This window comes from Yersinia sp. 22-579 (assembly GCF_030433455.1).
Lineage (GTDB): Bacteria > Pseudomonadota > Gammaproteobacteria > Enterobacterales > Enterobacteriaceae > Yersinia > Yersinia enterocolitica.
The window spans coordinates 110,498-131,438 of record NZ_JAUJTZ010000013.1; the positions used below are offsets into that span (position 1 = coordinate 110,498).

Below are 20,941 nucleotides of genomic sequence, written 5' to 3' on the forward strand. Positions count from 1 at the left end.
CTTTCAGTTATTTCTGAATATGATGACAGTCTTGTTCGTTATTCCCAACTCTATTTTCGCTATTTTCTTATTGGTAATGAGAATATATACCCAAAAAAGCATAGGTTAGAGATTTATATCAACTTAATGGATAACAAACCCGACTATCGTATATTCCAAAAGCAAAAAACGCCACGACTGAGCGTGGCGTTTTGATTGATCTTGCTAAAACTACGAACGTCTCATGTTATCGAAGAACTGATCGTTGGTTTTCGCTGTTGCCAATTTGCTGATGAGGAACTCCATTGCATCGATTTCACCCATTGGGTGAAGGATACGACGTAAGATCCACATTTTTTGCAACTCTTCTGTGGTTGTCAGCAGCTCTTCTTTACGTGTACCAGAGCGGTTGAAATCAATGGCTGGGAACACACGCTTCTCTGCAATTTTGCGCGACAAGTGCAGTTCCATGTTGCCGGTACCTTTAAATTCTTCATAGATAACTTCATCCATTTTAGAACCGGTATCAACCAACGCGGTGGCAATGATAGTCAGGCTACCGCCCTCTTCAACATTACGTGCGGCACCAAAGAAGCGTTTTGGACGATGCAAGGCGTTAGCATCCACACCACCGGTCAGCACTTTACCTGAAGCAGGTACCACGGTGTTGTATGCGCGGGCCAAACGGGTAATGGAATCCAGTAAGATGATAACGTCTTTTTTATGCTCAACCAGACGTTTCGCTTTCTCGATAACCATTTCAGCAACTTGAACGTGGCGAGATGCTGGCTCGTCGAAGGTGGAAGCAATAACTTCACCTTTAACCAGACGTTGCATCTCGGTCACTTCTTCCGGGCGCTCGTCAATCAGCAGTACCATCAATACGCAATCAGGGTGATTGTAAGCAATGCTGGTCGCAATATTCTGCAACAGCATGGTTTTACCCGCTTTTGGCGGAGCAACAATCAGCCCACGCTGACCACGACCGATTGGCGATGCCAAATCAAGGACGCGAGCAGTTAAATCTTCAGTCGAACCGTTACCACGTTCCATGCGCAAACGAGAGTTGGCATGTAATGGGGTTAAGTTTTCGAAGAGGATTTTGTTACGGGCATTTTCCGGTTTGTCATAGTTAACTTCGTTAACTTTCAACAAGGCAAAGTAACGCTCACCTTCTTTAGGTGGACGAATCTTACCGGCAACGGTATCACCAGTACGGAGGTTGAAACGGCGAATTTGGCTTGGGGATACGTAGATGTCGTCAGGACCGGCGAGGTAGGAGCTGTCTGCAGAACGGAGGAAACCAAATCCATCCTGCAATATCTCCAACACACCGTCACCGAAGATATCTTCTCCACTTTTCGCGTGCTGCTTAAGGATAGAGAAAATAATATCTTGTTTACGCATCCGGGCCAGGTTTTCCAGCCCCATATTTTCGCCAAGTGTTATCAGATCAGAAACCGGCGTGTTCTTTAATTCGGTAAGATTCATAATGGTGGGTTCTTAAACTCGGGGTATGTCTCGAACTATGGTCGTGAATGGTATGGCAGCGTCATCCGTGCCTGTTTAATGGGACATTCAATCACCGGCCTTGGCCAAACTACGCAAGTAATGACTTACGCGAGGTTGCGCGACACAACGGTGTAAAGATTGAAGGTGCCTTAGACTGATTTAGTAAAACACTAGACTGTCAAAAACCGATTGAGTTCATACATATTCTCAACACAAATTATTTCGACATAGAGTAAAGCTTTAGATTCAAACTATTTAGATGCTACAGACTATTTATTAGGTACTAAAGAATTAAGCTAGATGCTACAAACCCGGTCTCAATACACAGGAATGTTCTATATGCAGTGAAGTAAACTTAACACGCTTCTTTGCAGGCGTCTAGCGGTCAGTGTGAGAAATCACAACTGCCGCTAAACACCCAGCTTAACCCATCATCTTCAAAGGGTATTGACGGCTAACGCCGCTTACAGATTCGCATCCAAAAATTCTTTAAGCTGACCTTTAGACAAGGCACCAACCTTGGTTGCCACAACTTCACCATCACGGAATAACAACAGCGTAGGGATGCCACGGATACCGTATTTGGGTGCCGTGCCCTGGTTGTCATCAATATTCAATTTAGTGATGGTAAGTCTGCCTTCATACTCTTCAGCAATTTCATCCAAAATCGGAGCAATCATCTTGCACGGACCACACCATTCAGCCCAGAAATCGACCAGAACCAGGCCGCTGGCTTTCAGCACGTCAGTGTCGAAGCTGTCGTCACTCAGGTGAATAATTTTATCGCTCATGTTCTACTCCAAAGGATTGTGTCTACCTCGTTGGTGTAGCATTAACCAACAATAGGATGACTTTATTTCACCGGATACGCTTTCGTAAAGCAATAGTTAGCTGATATTCTACCACACTATGAGCAAAACACACTTGACCGAACAGAAGTTTTCCGACTTCGCCCTGCACCCGCTAGTTATTGAAGCCCTTGAAAACAAAGGGTTTCAGTATTGTACGCCGATCCAGGCGTTAGCATTGCCACTCACCCTCTCTGGGCGTGATGTAGCGGGTCAGGCGCAAACAGGAACCGGCAAGACGCTGGCATTCTTAGCGTCTACTTTCCATTATTTGCTTTCTCACCCCGCAGAAGAGGGTCGTCAGACTAATCAACCGCGCGCATTGATTATGGCACCAACGCGTGAATTAGCTGTGCAAATTCACTCCGATGCAGAGTCACTTTCCCAAGTAACCGGCCTGAAATTAGGTTTGGCTTATGGTGGTGACGGCTACGACAAACAGCTTAAAGTGCTGGAAAGTGGCGTAGATATTCTTATCGGGACTACTGGCCGTTTAATCGATTACGCAAAACAAAATTATATTAATCTCGGTGCGATTCAGGTTGTGGTATTGGATGAAGCTGATCGGATGTACGATTTAGGCTTTATTAAAGATATCCGCTGGCTGTTCCGCCGTATGCCTTCCGTTGATAAGCGTTTAAACATGCTGTTCTCTGCCACACTTTCGTACCGCGTACGTGAATTGGCCTTCGAACAAATGAATAACGCCGAATATGTTGAAGTGGAACCGTTACAAAAAACCGGCCACCGCATTCAGGAAGAGCTGTTCTATCCTTCAAATGAAGAAAAAATGCGTCTGCTTCAGACGTTGATTGAAGAAGAGTGGCCAGATCGCTGCATTATTTTTGCCAATACCAAACATCGTTGTGAAGAAATCTGGGGCCACCTGGCTGCCGATGGTCATCGTGTCGGTCTATTGACCGGTGATGTCGCACAGAAAAAACGCCTGCGGATTTTAGAAGATTTCACCAAAGGTGATTTGGATATCCTGGTTGCAACTGATGTTGCGGCTCGTGGTTTGCATATTCCGCTGGTAACCCACGTCTTTAACTATGACCTGCCTGATGATTGTGAAGACTATGTTCACCGCATTGGCCGTACCGGTCGTGCTGGCGAAAGTGGTCATTCCATCAGCCTGGCCTGTGAAGAATACGCATTAAACTTACCGGCTATCGAGACCTATACCGGTCATAGCATTCCGGTGAGTAAATATAATAGCGATGCGTTATTAACTGATTTGCCGGCGCCAAAACGTCTGGCCCGTACCCGCACCGGGAATGGCCCACGTCGTAACTCTGCCCCACGTCGCAGTGGTGCACCACGGAATAACCGTAAGCGACCGAGCTGATAAATGATGCTAAGTTCCACCTCACTTTATGCTGCCATCGATCTTGGCTCCAACAGTTTTCATATGTTGGTAGTACGTGAGGTGGCTGGCAGTATCCAAACGCTGGCCCGGATCAAGCGGAAAGTCCGCCTGGCTGCGGGTCTGGATACCCAAAACCACCTATCGCAAGAAGCGATGGAACGCGGTTGGCAATGTCTAAAGCTTTTTTCTGAGCGTTTGCAGGACATTCCGTTGGATCAGATCCGCGTGGTGGCAACTGCAACCCTGCGTCTGGCTTCAAATGCCGAAGAATTCCTGCAAACTGCGACCGAAATCCTCGGTTGCCCGATTCAGGTCATCAGTGGTGAAGAAGAAGCACGTCTGATTTATCACGGCGTTGCACATACTACCGGTGGGCCAGAGCAGCGTTTAGTCGTCGACATTGGTGGTGGCAGCACAGAGCTGGTGACTGGCAATGGCGCTCAGGCAAATATTCTGGTTAGTTTATCAATGGGTTGTGTCACCTGGCTGGAGCGTTACTTTAGTGACCGCAATCTGGCAAAAGACAATTTTGATCGCGCGGAGTCGGCTGCCCGTGAAATGCTTAAGCCTGTCGCGCAACGTTTTCGTGAACATGGCTGGCAAATCTGTGTCGGTGCCTCGGGTACAGTTCAGGCGCTGCAAGAGATTATGGTTGCTCAGGGCATGGACGAACTGATCACGCTGGCAAAATTGCAGCAGCTCAAACAACGAGCAATTCAATGCGGCAAGTTGGAAGAACTGGAAATCCCCGGTTTAACACTGGAACGAGCACTGGTCTTCCCTAGCGGCCTGTCTATCCTGATTGCCATATTCCAGGAGCTGGCGATTGAAAGTATGACGCTGGCAGGCGGTGCGCTACGTGAAGGGCTGGTCTATGGCATGCTTCATTTGCCGGTTGAACAGGATATTCGTAGCCGAACGGTACGAAATATACAGCGCCGCTACTTGCTGGATACTGAGCAAGCCAAGCGCGTCAGTAAATTGGCCGATAACTTTTTGCTTCAGGTAGAAACAGAGTGGCGTCTCGACAGCCGATGTCGCGAGTTATTGCAAAATGCCTGTTTGATTCACGAAATTGGCCTAAGCATCGATTTTAAACGTGCTCCGCAACATGCCGCTTACCTGATACGCAATCTGGATCTACCCGGTTTTACCCCCGCTCAAAAGCTCTTACTTGCAGCTCTATTGCAAAATCAGAGTGATACTCTCGATCTCTCGCTGTTGAATCAACAGAATGCATTGCCAGTAGATATGGCTCAGCACCTATGCCGTTTATTGCGTCTGGCCATTATATTCTCCAGCCGTCGCCGCGATGATACTCTGCCAGCCGTCCGTCTGCGGGCCAATGGTGAAACACTTTATGTGCTATTGCCTCATGGCTGGTTACAGCAACATCCTTACCGCGCAGAGGCATTAGAGCAAGAAAGTCATTGGCAGAGCTATGTTCAGTGGCCACTGCTATTAGAAGAATTTAACTAAGTTCTCTGTTGTTGGCGGCCTCGGTCGCCTTCCCCTCGCTTATATTCTTGCTGTAAATCCCCATAAAACTATCAGATTGTGATCACCCTCAGTTTAAAAAAGAAACATTGTATGTATTTTTATAAAACACTGTTTCTTTATTGGAAAGGGATAACAATGCAAGCACAGCTTCAACGCCCACGAACTACAGGCATGCTGGTGATCATGGCCAGTCTGATGGTGGGTACTCCGATGGCAATGGCAGCAAAATCAAGTAGTCTCGATGCTCCTCAGCAGCTACAAGTTCCCACTCTCGCCTATGATGAGAGCAGTATTGTTCTGGTATGGAAAGCGCCGGAAGATACCCGAAAAATAGTTGATTATCAGATTTTCTCTGCGGGGAAATTGTTAGGTAAGGCCAGCGATAATAATGATAAATTCTCACCGGCCAAGCCTTATATCGATCATTTCTATACCAATGATAAAGATAATTTCCAACATAAAATTGTGATGCAAAACTTTACGGTGATGGGCCTAAAACCCGAAACCAGCTATCAATTTACGGTGAAAGCACAATACGCCGATGGTTCTTTATCTGTAGCCAGCAAGCCCATTACAGCCAAAACCAGTGCCAAGCCGCAGATTGTGAATGTGCGTGATTTTGGTGCCATCGATGACGGAAAAACATTGAATACCAAAGCCATACAGCAAGCAATTGATAGCTGTAAGCCCGGCTGCCGTGTCGAAATCCCGGCGGGCACTTACAAAAGCGGTGCGCTTTGGCTGAAAAGTGACATGACCCTTAACCTACAGGCCGGTGCCACATTATTGGGTTCAGAAAATCCAGATGATTACCCTGCGGGCTACCGCTTGTATCCTTATTCCACCATTGAGCGCCCAGCATCGCTGATCAATGCCATCGATCCTAATAACAGCAAGCCGGGCACATTCCGCAATATTCGGATTACCGGCTCCGGGGTAATTGATGGCAATGGTTGGCTGCGCGCAAAAACTGCTGAAATTACTGATGAATTAGGCCGACCACTGCCGCAATATGTTGCGAGCAAGAATAGTAAAGTGCATGAAGACGGCATTCTGGCTAAAAATCAGGTTGAAAAGGCTGTTTCCGATGGTATGGATTTGAAAAATGCCTATGGCCAACGCCGCTCCAGCCTAATGACATTACGCGGAGTAGAAAATGTGTATCTGGCGGGCTTTACGGTACGTAACCCTGCCTTCCACGGCATTATGAATCTGGAAAACCATAATGTAGTTGCCAACGGATTGATTCACCAAACATATGATGCAAATAACGGCGATGGTATCGAGTTCGGTAACAGCCAGAATGTCATGGTATTTAATAACTTCTTTGATACCGGCGATGACTGCATCAACTTTGCGGCAGGAACAGGAGAAAAAGCCCAGGAACAAGAACCCATGAAAGGTGCATGGTTATTTAATAACTATTTCCGGATGGGGCACGGCGCGATAGTCACGGGTAGCCACACAGGGGCATGGATTGAAGATATTCTGGCCGAAAATAATGTGATGTACCTGACTGATATCGGTCTGCGTGCTAAGAGCACCAGCACCATCGGCGGCGGTGCTCGTAATGTCACTTTCCGCAATAATGCAATGCGTGATCTGGCGAAGCAAGTGATGGTGATGACATTGGATTATGCTGATAGCAATGCCAACATTGATTACCCGCCAGCCAAGATCCCTGCCCAATTCTATGATTTCACATTAAAAAATGTGACGGTAGATAATACCACGGGCAAAAATGCGTCTATTGAAATTAAAGGAGATACAGCGAACAAGGCCTGGCACCGTCTGGTTCACGTGAACAATGTGCAACTTAATAATGTCACGCCGACAGCAATCAGTGACCTACGTGACAGTGAATTTAATAAAGTCACTTTCACTGAATTGCGAGGCGATACTCCATGGCACTTCAGCGATGTGAAAAACGTCAAGGTTGATGGTAAACCTGTCGCGCCTTAATCAATAACAGATGGGCAGGTTCTGTTATCACCTGCCCACTATTAGTTTTGTGTACTCACTGTGGCTTTTTAGCATTCGCTAATTGCGCTCGAATATTGGCCAGGTGACTCTGGCCTTTTTGCATCCGTTCTTCCGGGCTAACGGCTTTGCGCTCATTTTCCCATTTCAAATCATCCTGCGGAAGCTCCATCAGGAAACGGCTGGGTTCTGGCCGAATCAGCTCACCATACTGCCGCCGCTCTTTGCATAAGGTGAAAAACAGTTCACGCTGAGCGCGAGTGATGCCCACATAGGCCAGCCGCCGCTCTTCATCTACATTGTCTTCATCAATACTGCTTTGGTGTGGCAACAAACCTTCTTCCATACCAACCAAAAACACATACGGGAATTCCAGCCCCTTTGAAGCATGCAGTGTCATCAGCTGTACCTGATCCAGCTCTTCATCACTTTCCCCGCGCTCCATCATATCGCGCAGGGTAAAACGTGTGACAACCTGAGTCAGTGTCATCGGCTCATTCAGCTCTGACCCTTCCAACATTTCGGTCATCCAGCTGAATAATAAATTGACGTTCTTCATCCGCATTTCAGCCGCTTTCGGGCTAGGAGAGGTTTCGAACAGCCAGCTTTCATAATCGATGCCGTGAATCAAATCCCGCACTGCTGCGATCGGCTCACGTTCCACTAAGCGAATAATGCCGTCCATCCAATGAGTGAAACGCTGTAATGACTCCAGACCGCGCCCCTTCAGATGCTCGCCCAGCCCTAAATCAAAACTGGCACGAAACAGACTTTTATTACGCACATTAGCCCATTCACCCAATTTTTGAATCGTCGCAGAACCTATCTCGCGCTTTGGGGTATTCACGATACGTAAGAATGCGCTGTCATCATCCTGATTGGTCAATACTCGCAAATAAGCCAGTAAGTCTTTGATCTCCGGACGTGAGAAAAACGAATCCCCGCCGGAGATACGATAAGGGATACGGTTTTGCATCAACAGCTTTTCAAACAGCCGTGACTGGTGATTGCCGCGATACAGAATGGCATAGTCGCTGTATTGCGTTTTTTTCACAAAATGGTGGGCGATAAGCTCACCGACCACCCTTTCGGCTTCATGATCTTCATTATTGGCGGTAATCACTTTTAGCTCATCGCCATACTCCAACTCAGAAAAGAGCTTTTTTTCAAAAACATGCGGATTATTGGCAATCAAGATATTGGCCGCTTTCAAAATACGGCCCGAGGAGCGGTAGTTTTGTTCCAGCTTGATCACTTGCAACTGTGGGAAATCTTCATTCAACAAGACTAAATTCTGTGGTCGCGCACCACGCCATGAATAGATGGATTGATCGTCATCACCCACCACAGTAAAGCGCGCCCGGCTGCCCACCAGCAATTTAACCATTTGGTACTGACTGGTATTGGTGTCTTGGTATTCATCCACTAATAGGTAACGCAGCCGGTTTTGCCAGCGTTCGCGCACTTCCAAATCGTTTTGCAACAATAAGGTAGGCAATGAAATGAGATCATCGAAATCCAATACATTGCACGCTTTTAAATGTGCGTCATATAAGCCATAGCAATGGACGAACAACTTATCGCGTTCGGATCGAGCCAACGCCGCGGCGGCGGCAGGATCGAGAAGATCATTTTTCCAGTTTGAGATCTGGGATATCAACTGTTGCAGTAAGGTTTTATCGTCTTCCAACCACTTATGAGTCAAGTCTTTCAACAGACCCAGTTGGTCTTGCGCATCAAACAGGGAGAAATTGGATTTCATTCCTAGCGCTTTGTACTCTTTTTTGATGATTTCCAGCCCCAGAGTATGGAACGTCGCGATCATCAAACCCCGTGCTTCTTTGCGCCCCAACGTCTGGGCCACACGTTCTTTCATTTCACGCGCGGCTTTATTGGTAAAGGTTACCGCAGCAATATGTTTTGGCTGATAGCCACATTGGCGGATCAAATGCGCAATCTTATTGGTGATGACTCGGGTTTTGCCCGATCCCGCACCGGCCAACACCAGGCAGGGTCCGGTGACAAATTCGACGGCTTGTTGTTGGCTGGGATTTAATCGCATAACACTCGAAAGCTCAGTAGGTAGACGGGGGAACAGGATTGTAGCAGAAAGCGGCTGATGACAAAAAACCAGCGGGCATCTTTTGATTTGTAAAAGCTGACCAGCGTGGCCCCATCACGACTAAAATACGTTACACTGACGCGCTTCAAGGCGCCCTTGAAGATAATCTTCGTTCAAATAACCCTACCCAATAAATTGGTGGTAATTGTTACTATGGCAAACAAAGCTTCTGCACTGCACATTCTGGTTGATGATGAAAAGCAGGCAAACGATATTCTGGCGCAGTTGAATAACGGCGCAAATTTCCAAGAGTTAGCGAAAAAGTTCTCTAACTGCCCGTCAAAACGTAATGGCGGTGATCTGGGCGAGTTCAATAAAGGGGATATGGTTCCGGCATTCGATAAAGCCGTATTCAGCTGCGAATTACTGCAACCTTATGGTCCGGTAAAAACTCAATTCGGTTACCACATTATTAAAGTGTTATACCGTAATTAAGTTCTTCATGCGCCACCTCGCCGGCGGCGCAAGTACCCTCTTCTGTCTTTCTATTTATCATTAATATAAATTGTCTTGAAAATAATTACTGTTGGAAGGACAACATAAATATTATCAGCACTCAACCTGCCATCAATTATATCTATACAATATACCCACTTAACTTTACAAATAATACATCACACTATATTAACAAGTCTGATTAAAATGTATCTCAACAGGGGTATAATCTGACTTTTCAATAAAAAACAACAAGAAAGATCTCATTAATATATTTTTATATAGAATAAAATATATTAAAATACAATAACTTATGTAGAATTAACTTAAAGTGGAGAGTTAGTAGGATTTTTCCCACAAACATTGGTTTGTTTATCCTATGTGCAACTAAACCTGCTTTCTATATTATCTCATCATCAAGTAACGGACGTAGCCGAAATAATGACTACCCAATTACTTTAATGAAAGAACATGTGGATAGCTGGCGAGTAAAATCGAATAACACTCGTACATATAGTCATTAACCCACATCATACTTAATAAGTTGAATACTCATTCGCATTTGAATGCAACGAGCATTTCACCTATTTCTAATTACTATATTGGAGTTTCAAATGAATAAGATTACTTTGGCTATGGCGTTATTCGCAGCATCTACAACTGTAGCAATGGCAGCAAGCAATAATACAATTACTTTCCAAGGCGAAGTCACAGCTCAAACTTGTTCTGTTACCGTCAACGGCCTTGACGCTAACCCAATGGTATTATTGCCAACTGTATCAAGTGGCGATTTGAATGCTTCAGGTAAAACTGCTGGTAAAACAACCTTTACTCTGGGTGTATCAGGTTGCGCAACCGGTGCTGCTGATATTGATATCAAAACTGTTTTCGTGGGTAACCAGGTAACAACTTCTGGTAACTTAAAGAATGGCGGTACGGCAACAAACGTTGAGCTGCAATTACTGAAAGATGCAGTTACAACAACCGGCATCAATCTGAATAGTGGCGTAGCGCAAGATGGCATCGTATTGAAAGCTGGCGATACATCAGCAGAGCATGATTTTGCGGTTCAATATTTCGCAACTGGTCAAGCAGGCCCTGGTTCTGTGATCGCTTCTGTACAATATGCAGTTTCCTACCTGTAATATCAGTATCGTAGGATAGGATATACTCTAAGTAATTGGAGTTGTGGGTAGGTGGCGAATAGACAGCGAACCCCTGCAACTTCAAGTACCAGAGGCTTAACTATTCAACCAGTTTCCTTCAGAGGATATCCCCATCATGCTTAATATAAATAGCTACCGTTTCCTGCTTATTACTTTATTAATTCTTATGGGGATATCTTTTGCCAATGCCAGTGTAGTGATGAGCGGCAGCCGTATTATATATTCGGCAGGTGAAAAAGAGCATAGTATCCAATTAACAAATAACGATAACTTTCCTAATGCTGTCCAGGTCTGGTTAGATAGTGGCGATGCGCAATCAACACCGGAGACAGGTAAAGCTCCCTTCATTGTCACCCCTCCGTTCTTCCGTATTGAAGCGAATGCGGGCCAAACATTACGGCTGAAATATACCGGTAGTGGCTTGCCAACGGATAGAGAATCTGTGTTCTACCTTAATTTTTTACAGGTTCCCCCCGTTAATAAAGCAGAAAAGAATAATAAAATGTTAGTGTTGATGCGTAACCGGATTAAAGTGTTTTATCGGCCTGAAAATATTGCTGGCCGAGTTGATCAAGTCTCCAGCGCTCTGACATTTAATGTACGCCAACAAGGTAAAGATGTTGTTGTTACAGGCAAAAACCCAACAGGGTTCTATGCCACCATTGCCAGTGGTGAAGTCGTTGGGGGAGGTAAAAAACTCAAAATGAAATCTGAGATGATCCCACCAATGTCTCAAGCTCAGTGGGTTATCCCAAATTCATCTGTACCTTCAAATGCTATTGTTAATTTCCTGTTAGTTAATGATTTCGGCGGGCAAGATACCGGTAGTTATAAAAACAAATAGTCATAAAATTCAGTAGTAACTTTCCGGCTAAGGAATATTTATGGGGCTTGCGCAAGTAGAACTAAAACAAGTCGTTCTAAAAAAGAAGTTTTCTGGCAGCAAGAAATTATTAACCTTGTGCATAACTTTAGTTTTACATGTCGATACTGTTTTAGCCCAGGAAGACCCACAAAATCTGGAATTTGACGAATCACTCTTTTTAGGCACAAAATTTGCCTCCGGCTTGAATCAACTCAATAAAGAGGATTCTATTACACCGGGAAATTTTGACGCTGTAGATGTCCTGATTAATAACAAATTATATAAACGCACCACAATTCAATTTATTAAGAATGCCGATTCACCGGAGGTTTTCCCCTGCCTGAGTGATGAGTTCTTAACTGCAGCTGGCATTGAACTGGCCAATAAAAGTAATACCACGCCTAAAGAGCCTAATGCTGCTGAGGGAGAGTCAATACCTGCAGAATCTACGGCGACCACTCCCTCAGCCACCGAGAAATGTATCCCGTTGGCGGAGCGAGTAAAAGGCGCATCTTTTCATTTTGATCAGGCCAAACTGCGCCTGGAGCTTTCTATTCCCCAGGCATTATTGCAGCAACGCCCTCGCGGTTATATTGAGCGCAGCGAATGGGAAGAAGGTGAAAAGCTCGCCTTCGTTAACTACAGTGCAAACTTTTATCGTAGTGATACACAAACTCAGCAAAACAGCACTTCTGATTACGGCTTCGTTGGCCTAAAAAGTGGTCTTAACTTAGGGTTATGGCAATTACGCCAGCAATCAAACCTGAGTTACTCCAGCAACAATAATAACAGCGATACGCAATGGAATAATATCCGCACTTATGTGCAGCGCCCTATTTCACAATTAGATAGTGAATTAACGCTGGGTGAAACCTTCACCGACAGTACCTTATTCGGCACCATGTCATTTCGCGGTGTAAAAATGGCGACAGACCAACGTATGTGGCCAGAATCAATGCGTGGCTTTGCGCCTGAAGTACGTGGTGTTGCCACCAGCAACGCGCGAGTGATTATTAGCCAGAACGGGCGCGAAATTTATGAAACTAACGTCGCCCCCGGCCCATTTGTTATTAACGACTTATACAGCACCACCAGCCAGGGCGATCTTAATGTTGAAGTTATAGAAGCTAATGGTAGCCGCTCGACTTTTACTGTGCCCTTCAGTGCCGTACCCGATTCAATGCGTCCAGGCGTGAGCCGTTATAATGCGGTGGTTGGGGAATCACGTGATTTCACCAATATTGACAGCTATTTCACTGATTTTACTTATGAGCGTGGTCTCACCAATCAGTTAACGGCCAACAGTGGTATTCGTTTAGCGCAAGATTATACGGCATTACTTGTGGGGGGAGTAATAGGGACGTCGGTCGGTGCGTTTGGTCTTAATACCACCTATTCCCATGCCAAAGTTGAAGATAATCAAACTCAAGATGGTTGGCGGATGCAGGCGACCTATAGCCAAACATTTAATGAAACTGGCACCTCATTCTCACTGGCTGGATATCGTTATTCAACCAAAGGGTATCGTGATTTAAATGATGTATTTGGTGTGCGTTCAGTGCAAAAGAATGGCGGAACTTGGGATTCATCGACGTATAAACAGCGTAGCCAATTTACCACCACAATAAACCAAACTCTGGCTGGCTATGGGCAACTTTCAGCCTCAGCATCGACCAGTGATTATTATAACGATACACAGAGAGATACACAGTTACAGCTAAACTATTCTAATAGTTATAAAGATATTAGCTATAACGTGGCACTGAGCCGCCAGCGCACAATTTATACCTCAACCCAGTTTGGTTGGGATGTCGATGATACGGACGAAACGATGACAACAACGCGCTACGGTAATACCGAAAATATCGCCTCGTTAACGGTGTCTATTCCACTGAATATTGGCGGCGGGAATCAATATTTATCCATGTCGGCCAACCGTAATCCGAAAAGTGGTAACAACTATCAGACGTCATTATCAGGTACCGCCGGAGAACGTAAAACTTTTAATTATTCAGTCAATGCGGGTTATGACGACAGTAATGTCAGCGGTAGTTCGAATAGTTGGGGCGCAAATGTGCAAAATCAATTCCCTAATGCGACCGTCAATGGCAGTTATTCTCGTGGTAATAACTATACCCAATATGGGGCTGGTGCGCGTGGAGCCGCTGTAATACACAGTAAAGGTGTCACACTGGGGCCTTATTTAGGCGACACTTTCGGTTTAATTGAAGCCGATGGCGCTCAGGGCGCGACAGTACGAAATGCACAAGGTGCCAGGATTGATAAGAATGGCTTTGCACTGGTGCCGTCATTAACACCTTATAATTACAATACAGTCGGTTTAGACACCAAAGGTATTAATCGTAATACCGAGTTGAAAGAAAATCAGGGGCGGGTTGTTCCTTATGCCGGGGCGGCTGTGAAAGTGAAATTCGAAACTTTGACTGGTTATGCGGTATTAATTCAAACCCAAACTGCTGACGGTGAAGGATTACCACTGGGTTCAGATGTCTATAACAATAAAGATGAACTGGTCGGTATGGTGGGTCAGGGGAATCAGATCTATGCTCGAGTAAAAGAGAATAAAGGTTCACTTTATGTACGCTGGGGTGAAAACAGCAACGAGCAATGTGAATTACCTTATGATTTTGCTAGCCAGGATAGTGAGCAAGATATTATCCATTTAACAGGCAGTTGCCGCCGTTAACCATTATGAGAAAAATAATGTTAAGACCAACAGAGCAGTTAATATCTTGCGAAGTCTCACGGCCAACAATGCCTGTTCATTTCCGTCGTCCACGCATTGTGGTGGGAATAATGCTACTTATCGGGCTATTTAGCACTTCTGCATGGTCAGCTTGTACCAAAATCACAGCACAAAGCCAGTTGGCTGCTGGTGATGGCACCGCCAGCGCTTGGGCCGGTTCACTTGATTATAATAACGGTTCACTCGGTTTACCGGGCCTTATTGATCTCAGTACCAATGCAAACTTTCAACCCGATGGCACATTGTTGGCAGCGGCCACCTCCGACTTCACCACTTTCGCCTTAAATACCGGTTATGACCCAGAGCGAGTCCTGTTCCGCTGTGCTGCTACTGATGTTGATCAGCTCTTCGAGATGTACGCAACTAACGGGGATAATGACTATGGCGGCAAAAATGAAGATGGTCTCATTGCCGGCAATGTTCCCTCCGGTTTTGCCACTGTTGTCGCCAATGTCGTCATCCGCCTTACAAATCTATCCACTGGAGAGTATTACTCTCGCTTATGGAAAGGGCGTCGTCTAACTGGGCTGGATACCGACAGTACTGGCCGTATTCTGGTCAAAGCAAAAAATTTCAGTAATTTGTATACCGAACTATTTCGCATTAATTATACCCGTGCAGGTGCTTATAATGTGGCCTCTTATGCTTACGCCTATACCCAACCGAATGCCTATATTGCCTTTAAAGGGCCAGGTATTAGTGGCCCGGTTGAAGGGACGGACTCAGTATCAAACTGGCCCGGTTGGTATGGCACTTGGCCTGCCTCTATTGGGTTGTACAATTATGTGACTTTCCGCCGTACTACCATTTGTGCGGTCACCAATTTTACCCCAACGGTGATATTGCCCCGAATTTCTGTGGCAGAATTGAATAATGGCGCGAGCAGTTCGGCTGAATTTAGTGTGGATTTCCAGTGCCAGACCGGTATTACCTCCGGCGTCAATGCCGGTGCGGTGGCGATGGGCTTTTTGGTGCCAGCGGCAAACGCCGCTAAAGCACAGGCTTTGGGCTTAATGAATGGTAGCGGCGGCATTAGCCATTTGGTATCAGATAATTATGGTGCCGCCGGAATGGCCAATGGCGTGGGGATCCGTATCTACCGTAATAACAATCCGATGTACCTACTCTCAAAAAATGTGACTCAAACCGGTAATAACGGTGGCTGGTATGGCATCTTCCAGGGCGCGCAAACAATAACCGGCACGGTGAGTGGCGGTAATAGTTACACTGAGAATTTTCGGGCTGAGTTAAGCAAAATCAGCGGGCAAACTGTGACGGCAGGAGCAGTGAATGCACATGCGCAAGTGGTTATTCGTGTCCAATAATATGCGTTTCAAACGCAGTTTCAATGGCTGGCTGTTATCACTTCTCATGGCCTGTAGTGTGCCGGCTATGGCAAGTGTCGTGGCAGAAAAAACGCGAATTATCTTCAGTGAAGGCAGTACGGAAGAGTCACTGCAACTGGTCAATAGTAATGACTACCCGGTGGCAGTGCAGGTGTGGGTGGATGATGGCGATTTAATGGCAACACCGGAGAAAGCAATTTCCCCGGTATTAGTGTTGCCACCATTATTTCGATTACAACCACAAGCTCAACGCAGCTTGCGTTTGATTTTATCTGGTGCCAGTAAATTGCCGCTGGATAGAGAATCTGCATTTTGGCTTAATGTTTACGAAATCCCGCCTAAAGCCACAACTAAAGTTGATGATGAGTCTTCCGTTACACTGGCTTTACGCATGCAATACAAAGTCTTTTATCGCCCGAAAAATTTGCCCGCACCAGCGGGTACCGTCAGCAAGGCATTAACTTTTGTCGTAGAACGTAACGGTAATACCGCCTCGGTTAGGGTTGAGAATCCAACACCTTATTATGCATCACTCGCTTCTTTAACATTGGGACTGGCCGAAGGATTGCCCGATATGGTCGCCCCTTTTTCCAAGCTCGACTTTCCCCTCAATCGAGTCCCAACAGCAGACAGTAAAACGGTCAACTTTGTCTTAATTGATGATTTAGGTAACCGTAAACCTTTTAGTCGCGAGCTGAAATAAAAAACTTATCAATATAGACCGCCCAGAGAGACGGTCTATATGATTACTCGCGATATGATTTATTTCTTAAACCCCGGCTTACCTTTTTCGGCTCGCCATCTTTTTATCTCAGCTAAAATACCCTCAGGGCTATCTTCCCGATCATCATTAGGGTAATAAATCAAATCAGAACCATCTGGATGCTCGGTCAACTCTTCAAATCTAAGAATAGCCTCATCATGTTCAGCCTCGGATGGATATGCATCATAATAAATATCTTTCAAAAAGCTTAAGAATTCCTGTTCTGTATAATCAGATAGATTTTTATTTTCCATTTATACTTCTCCATTTTTCAGTGCATCTTGATTCCTGAGCTTAAATTTCCCAGGTATTTCAAGATGCTCTAGAAACCTCGCGACAAAACCCACATCTGGAAACCAAATGAGATAATAGCGAGGTTATTAATATTTAATTAATGAATGGATATAAGCCACCAGAAAGGCGGCTTATGTTATTACTGGTAATGCAATAAACTATTTTAGCCTGAGATTACCATTCATCTCGATAATCAAATGAAATTTGATAGTCATATTCTGAAGTATTAATTTGATGAGAAAAATACTTCTGAAGTATAGGTATCCAATATTCTTCAATATCAAACCCTCCATTATTAATATTATTTTCAATCTGCAAACCTAATTGTTCAATAACTGAGCCATCAGATTGAAGATCTGCCGAATACTCTTCACCCTTACATAACTCAGTTTTTTTATCAAACCAGTCTAAATGCAGTTTTAGCCCCATGATGCACCTCATAAATATTTTTTGATATTACGATTAGGGTCCGCAGGTTTTAGCTGGACGCCTGTTTTATAATTGAAAGCACCTAAGTGCTGGCCATCGCTAGCTCTATAACCCTCCAACTCACCATGCTGCGAATCCCACTCATATATTTTACGGCCTTTCTGATCAATCCAGCGTTCTCTTTTTCCAGAACCACCTTGTTTAGGAGTCTTTCGCTTACTCTTATTCAAATTTAGAAAACCTGTAATATCCTCAATTTTAGGTGCTGGGTGATAATCATGCCCTGCCTCTACCACTCCTTTCCTTGGTTTATTAAAATAAACATACACCGGCTCCAGCCCCGACTCTGCCGGGAACCAGATGATGTAATCGTGAAAATCCCCCTCTTCCAACTGCGGCAACGGCGAAATGGTCGGTGTGACCACGGGCCGGATGTCTATCTCACCCGTATGCTGCGGGCTGATCGGAACACTATCGGGTGGCGATAATACTGGGCTGATTTCCGCCCCCGGTGGCTTTGCCGGGGTAAAAACTAATGTGCGTGGTGGTGTGCTGTCAGTGATAAAGGTATAAGCGCCTTTTGACTTATCGAACTCCGCTGCTCCGATTTGTACTTTAGCAAACACATGGGCAACGCCGGTTTTTACCGCATAAATATCCAGCCTGCCGTCATGATCTCTCATCAAAATCCGCACAGGCAGATCAATTTCTCCCTGTCGCGGCAAACGGGTTCTGGACGAATATCCCATACGTTTCAGGTTAACACTGCCTGCTAACGCCAGCGGGCTATCCCATCCCATTGAATGATCAGCATCTTCTGACTTCTTCTGTTGGAACCCAGTGGCAAAAATTACCGCGCATGGCTCGGCTATCGGCTGGGTGGCAACGCGGCTAAGTTGCTCCTGCGCCTTCAGGTATGACTCTTTCAATCCAGAGGCTACTTCTGGTGTTAAAGTAACAGAGGCCTTTCCCCCCACCGCAAAACCGTGTTGTGGTAGCTGCCACTGATGAAGTACAGGTAAAGAGAATGTATTGCGCCGAATAAATACCTGCCAGCTATGTAAGGCCGCCCGGGCTTGTTGTTGAGTGTCTTCGTCTGCAGAAAATATTTCGCTTTTAACCACCTGCCACTCTAATTCTGTGGTTATGCGCCGTTCTTCAAGCTGCTGGAGTTTCGCCTCTTCTGCAATTAATCTTTTACTTTCATAAAATTGCCATTTTGCTTCTTCGAAAGTTAATTGCTCGTCCTTAATACGCCACTGTTCTGCGGCATCTGTCGTCAGTCGTGGGTGGGTAACTCGCTGCTGCCAGGCTGCAATCTCTGCTACCCGTCGTTCGTTCCTGATGCGTTCCCGTTCTGCCCACTCTGCAGCCCACCTTGCATTCAAAATACGTTGCCTTTCGACCTCCTCGGCTGCCAGTCGTAGATTCTCTATACGTTGTCGCTCTGCAACCTCTGCTGCCAGTTGTGCTGCCTCTGCGGCCAACCGTTCATTTTCAATACGTTGCTGTTCTGCGATTCTTGCTATTCCAAGTTCAGCATTAACAGATTGTTGCAGTACTAACAGTGTTTCATATTTGGCTCTTAGCTCTACGAGCCGATAATTTATCGCATTAACCTCCTCTTGTTTCACAAGAGCCAGTGCCCTTAAGTCACGCCGTTCATAACGGTATTTAAATGCCCATTTATTATCACGCCCTCCAAAAGCGTTATATTGTTGCCATATATTAGCCTCTTCCTGTTTCAATAAAGGAATATGGCTTTCAAGCAGTATGATATGCGCGGCTGTTTCTGTAACTTGCTTATCCGCCAGTGTTTTTTTCAGCTTTAACTTATCTAGCGCAGAGCTAAACGAATGTGTCATCGCCCTTTCAGCCGCTTCCCGTTCACGCCGCGTTTTTTCATAGGTATTACGCGCTTCCTGCATCAGCTCATCAGCATTGGTTATTCGGATTACAGAGAGATACAGCGGTTCAATACCCGTGCTGTCGGGGAAAACGATAATGGCATCGCGACTATGACGGCCAACAGGAAGGCTAAATTCTTGGGGAACCGCATTCTCAATCGGCGTCACTGCGGGCCTTGCTGCTGGCTGTGTTGGCGCAGGGATATTAATAGGCATCGTATCAACTACACTGATATGTATCGGTGTGATACCCGGAATGGCCGCGGTAAAGACATCTGGCCTTGTCGTCGTAACGGCCTTAATGACAGGTACTCGTTGTATGGCTATCGGTGCTTTAATCAGCACCGCTTTCTGCACTCCCTCTTCCGTCACATCACTGATCCGAATATTGACCGCAGTATCAGCCACTGTTTTTAATGTTTCTTTCGGTGTATCCGTAACTCTGTTGGCGGGAAGTGTCGAAGTGGTGAAGAACTGCCCTATCGGCGGGTCAGACGCTATTTTTGACGGTATCATGCCCATAACTGCTACACCGACCGGGCTGGTACGCATGGCCCACGATCCCACTCTGGCTAAATGACCTTCGATGAACGCCGCCACTGCTGGAAGACGGCTTAAAGTCACCCCCCAATGCCCATCAATTAAGGTGATAACAGCTGGCATCCCTCCCACAGCCATATAGGTTTGTAGTTCCGGGTTTTGCGCCAGATTCGCAGGAGTTGCCTTACTGCTACGATCGCCACCACGCCCCCCACCTCGTTGACTACTATGGCCGAATTGGCTTGGGCTGTAGTGATGGATAGCACCATAGGGCGTTTGTGACGTCCCCCATCCTTGACCACGGTTAGAGCCTGGTCCACCTGGCCCTGCCGGCCCCCCTTTAACCCCACCTGTTGGGCCACGAGCACCGTGGCCGGTGGTATTACTGTGTCCTTCTCCCATATCTTATTTCCTTATTTGTTTTTAATTTCCATAATGAATACGTATTTTCGACGAATATATTGACTGCTTATACCTCCAGATATTTATCTGTTATCACAATCACTCTTTATACATTTCCAGTGAAATATCAGATTGTGTTATGCATCCTTCAATAAAACTCTCAGCCATCTGTAATTGACGCCTAATTTCACGTTCGTTATATTTTTTTAACCGGGCAATTGAAGACTTTGACTGACCATAAACATAATGGCGCACAATAAGCTCCAGCTCTTTTTCTCTTGAAGCTCGTTGTAAATTACCAATAATATTATCAAGCGCTAACCCGTCATTATCACAGCAGGAGGCTGCTACCTTACCTCCTGCCACCAAGCTCTTAAATCCATTGGCAATATGCGGATAATCAAGATGGGAATGCTCTCTAGCCCAAACACCCCATCGGGCCAGAATAGTTTGAATATCACTCATCGCTTTTCTCCTTTTTATATTTAAAATCCTTCTTATGATGTAATTAACATCAGCCAGAGTAATTTCATAAAACAAAAAGGCCTCACTAATTAGCGAGGCCTTTTTATTATCAACGAAATAATTTTGTGATTTAGAAAATCAAAAAGCAGACATTGTTGGTGAGGTGTTTAACCACGATTAACACCTTACAAGAGTTTTATCGGGCCGTGATAGTATTAATTTACGAAATATTCTCCTGACCGAAATGCAGTT

The 20,941-nt window shown here is 45.5% G+C and carries 16 protein-coding genes; 9 read left to right on the plus strand and 7 right to left on the minus strand.

Translation table 11 applies throughout. The annotated features are described in order from the left end of the window. Positions 1-210 precede the first annotated feature (210 nt). Together rho and trxA are read right to left on the minus strand one after the other, a co-directional pair. A complete protein-coding gene (gene rho / locus QSV56_RS16280; protein WP_004704159.1) occupies positions 211-1,470 on the minus strand; it encodes a transcription termination factor Rho in 1,260 nt (419 codons plus the stop codon). 485 nt (positions 1,471-1,955) lie between these two features. Continuing rightward, positions 1,956-2,282, minus strand: coding sequence for a thioredoxin TrxA (gene trxA / locus QSV56_RS16285; protein ID WP_005162627.1), 327 nt, complete (start codon positions 2,280-2,282; stop codon positions 1,956-1,958). A 118-nt stretch (positions 2,283-2,400) separates the two neighbouring features. Between trxA and rhlB the strand changes: the two genes are divergently transcribed. From rhlB to QSV56_RS16300, 3 genes are all read left to right on the plus strand, one after another. Continuing rightward, positions 2,401-3,687, plus strand: coding sequence for an ATP-dependent RNA helicase RhlB (gene rhlB, locus QSV56_RS16290; RefSeq protein WP_005162628.1), 1,287 nt, complete (start codon positions 2,401-2,403; stop codon positions 3,685-3,687). A gap of 6 nt (positions 3,688-3,693) precedes the next feature. Beyond that, entirely contained in the window at positions 3,694-5,187 is a 1,494-nt protein-coding gene (gene ppx / locus QSV56_RS16295; protein WP_046051950.1) for an exopolyphosphatase, read from the plus strand. A gap of 156 nt (positions 5,188-5,343) precedes the next feature. Next, the gene (locus QSV56_RS16300; RefSeq protein WP_046051949.1) at positions 5,344-7,170 is read left to right on the plus strand and encodes a glycosyl hydrolase family 28 protein; all 1,827 of its coding nucleotides are present in this window, start codon (positions 5,344-5,346) and stop codon (positions 7,168-7,170) included. A gap of 55 nt (positions 7,171-7,225) precedes the next feature. Here the strand turns inward: QSV56_RS16300 and rep are convergent, their stop codons facing one another. Further along, the gene (gene rep, locus QSV56_RS16305) at positions 7,226-9,250 is read right to left on the minus strand and encodes a DNA helicase Rep (protein ID WP_019080215.1); all 2,025 of its coding nucleotides are present in this window, start codon (positions 9,248-9,250) and stop codon (positions 7,226-7,228) included. Positions 9,251-9,463: 213 nt separating this feature from the next. Between rep and ppiC the strand changes: the two genes are divergently transcribed. The 6 genes from ppiC to QSV56_RS16335 all read left to right on the plus strand — a co-directional run bounded on the left by ppiC (position 9,464) and on the right by QSV56_RS16335 (position 16,592). Continuing rightward, on the plus strand, positions 9,464-9,745 hold the full coding sequence (gene ppiC, locus QSV56_RS16310) for a peptidylprolyl isomerase PpiC (RefSeq protein WP_004704164.1): 282 nt from the start codon (positions 9,464-9,466) through the stop codon (positions 9,743-9,745). A gap of 614 nt (positions 9,746-10,359) precedes the next feature. Beyond that, complete coding sequence (locus QSV56_RS16315; protein WP_019080216.1) at positions 10,360-10,890, plus strand: fimbrial protein; 531 nt, start codon at positions 10,360-10,362, stop codon at positions 10,888-10,890. A 136-nt stretch (positions 10,891-11,026) separates the two neighbouring features. Continuing rightward, positions 11,027-11,755, plus strand: coding sequence for a molecular chaperone (locus tag QSV56_RS16320; RefSeq protein WP_046695579.1), 729 nt, complete (start codon positions 11,027-11,029; stop codon positions 11,753-11,755). Between the two features lie 40 nt (positions 11,756-11,795). After that, on the plus strand, positions 11,796-14,483 hold the full coding sequence (locus QSV56_RS16325) for a fimbria/pilus outer membrane usher protein (protein ID WP_050164606.1): 2,688 nt from the start codon (positions 11,796-11,798) through the stop codon (positions 14,481-14,483). 68 nt (positions 14,484-14,551) lie between these two features. Next, entirely contained in the window at positions 14,552-15,868 is a 1,317-nt protein-coding gene (gene stbD / locus QSV56_RS16330; protein ID WP_172666738.1) for a fimbrial usher protein StbD, read from the plus strand. After that, entirely contained in the window at positions 15,834-16,592 is a 759-nt protein-coding gene (locus tag QSV56_RS16335) for a molecular chaperone (RefSeq protein ID WP_301212979.1), read from the plus strand. The genes stbD and QSV56_RS16335 overlap by 35 nt, the downstream gene beginning before the upstream one ends. Positions 16,593-16,651: 59 nt before the next feature. Here the strand turns inward: QSV56_RS16335 and QSV56_RS16340 are convergent, their stop codons facing one another. From QSV56_RS16340 to QSV56_RS16355, 4 genes are all read right to left on the minus strand, one after another. Then, on the minus strand, positions 16,652-16,906 hold the full coding sequence (locus tag QSV56_RS16340) for a bacteriocin immunity protein (RefSeq protein WP_046050000.1): 255 nt from the start codon (positions 16,904-16,906) through the stop codon (positions 16,652-16,654). 214 nt (positions 16,907-17,120) lie between these two features. Further along, on the minus strand, positions 17,121-17,375 hold the full coding sequence (locus tag QSV56_RS16345; RefSeq protein WP_005176239.1) for a colicin E3-like toxin immunity protein: 255 nt from the start codon (positions 17,373-17,375) through the stop codon (positions 17,121-17,123). Positions 17,376-17,383: 8 nt separating this feature from the next. Then, positions 17,384-20,224 (minus strand): S-type pyocin domain-containing protein, encoded by a 2,841-nt coding sequence (locus QSV56_RS16350; RefSeq protein WP_258018823.1) that lies wholly within the window; start codon positions 20,222-20,224, stop codon positions 17,384-17,386. Between the two features lie 99 nt (positions 20,225-20,323). After that, positions 20,324-20,689, minus strand: a complete 366-nt coding sequence (locus QSV56_RS16355) for an antiterminator Q family protein (protein WP_050163235.1) — start codon at positions 20,687-20,689, stop codon at positions 20,324-20,326. Positions 20,690-20,941 lie beyond the last annotated feature (252 nt).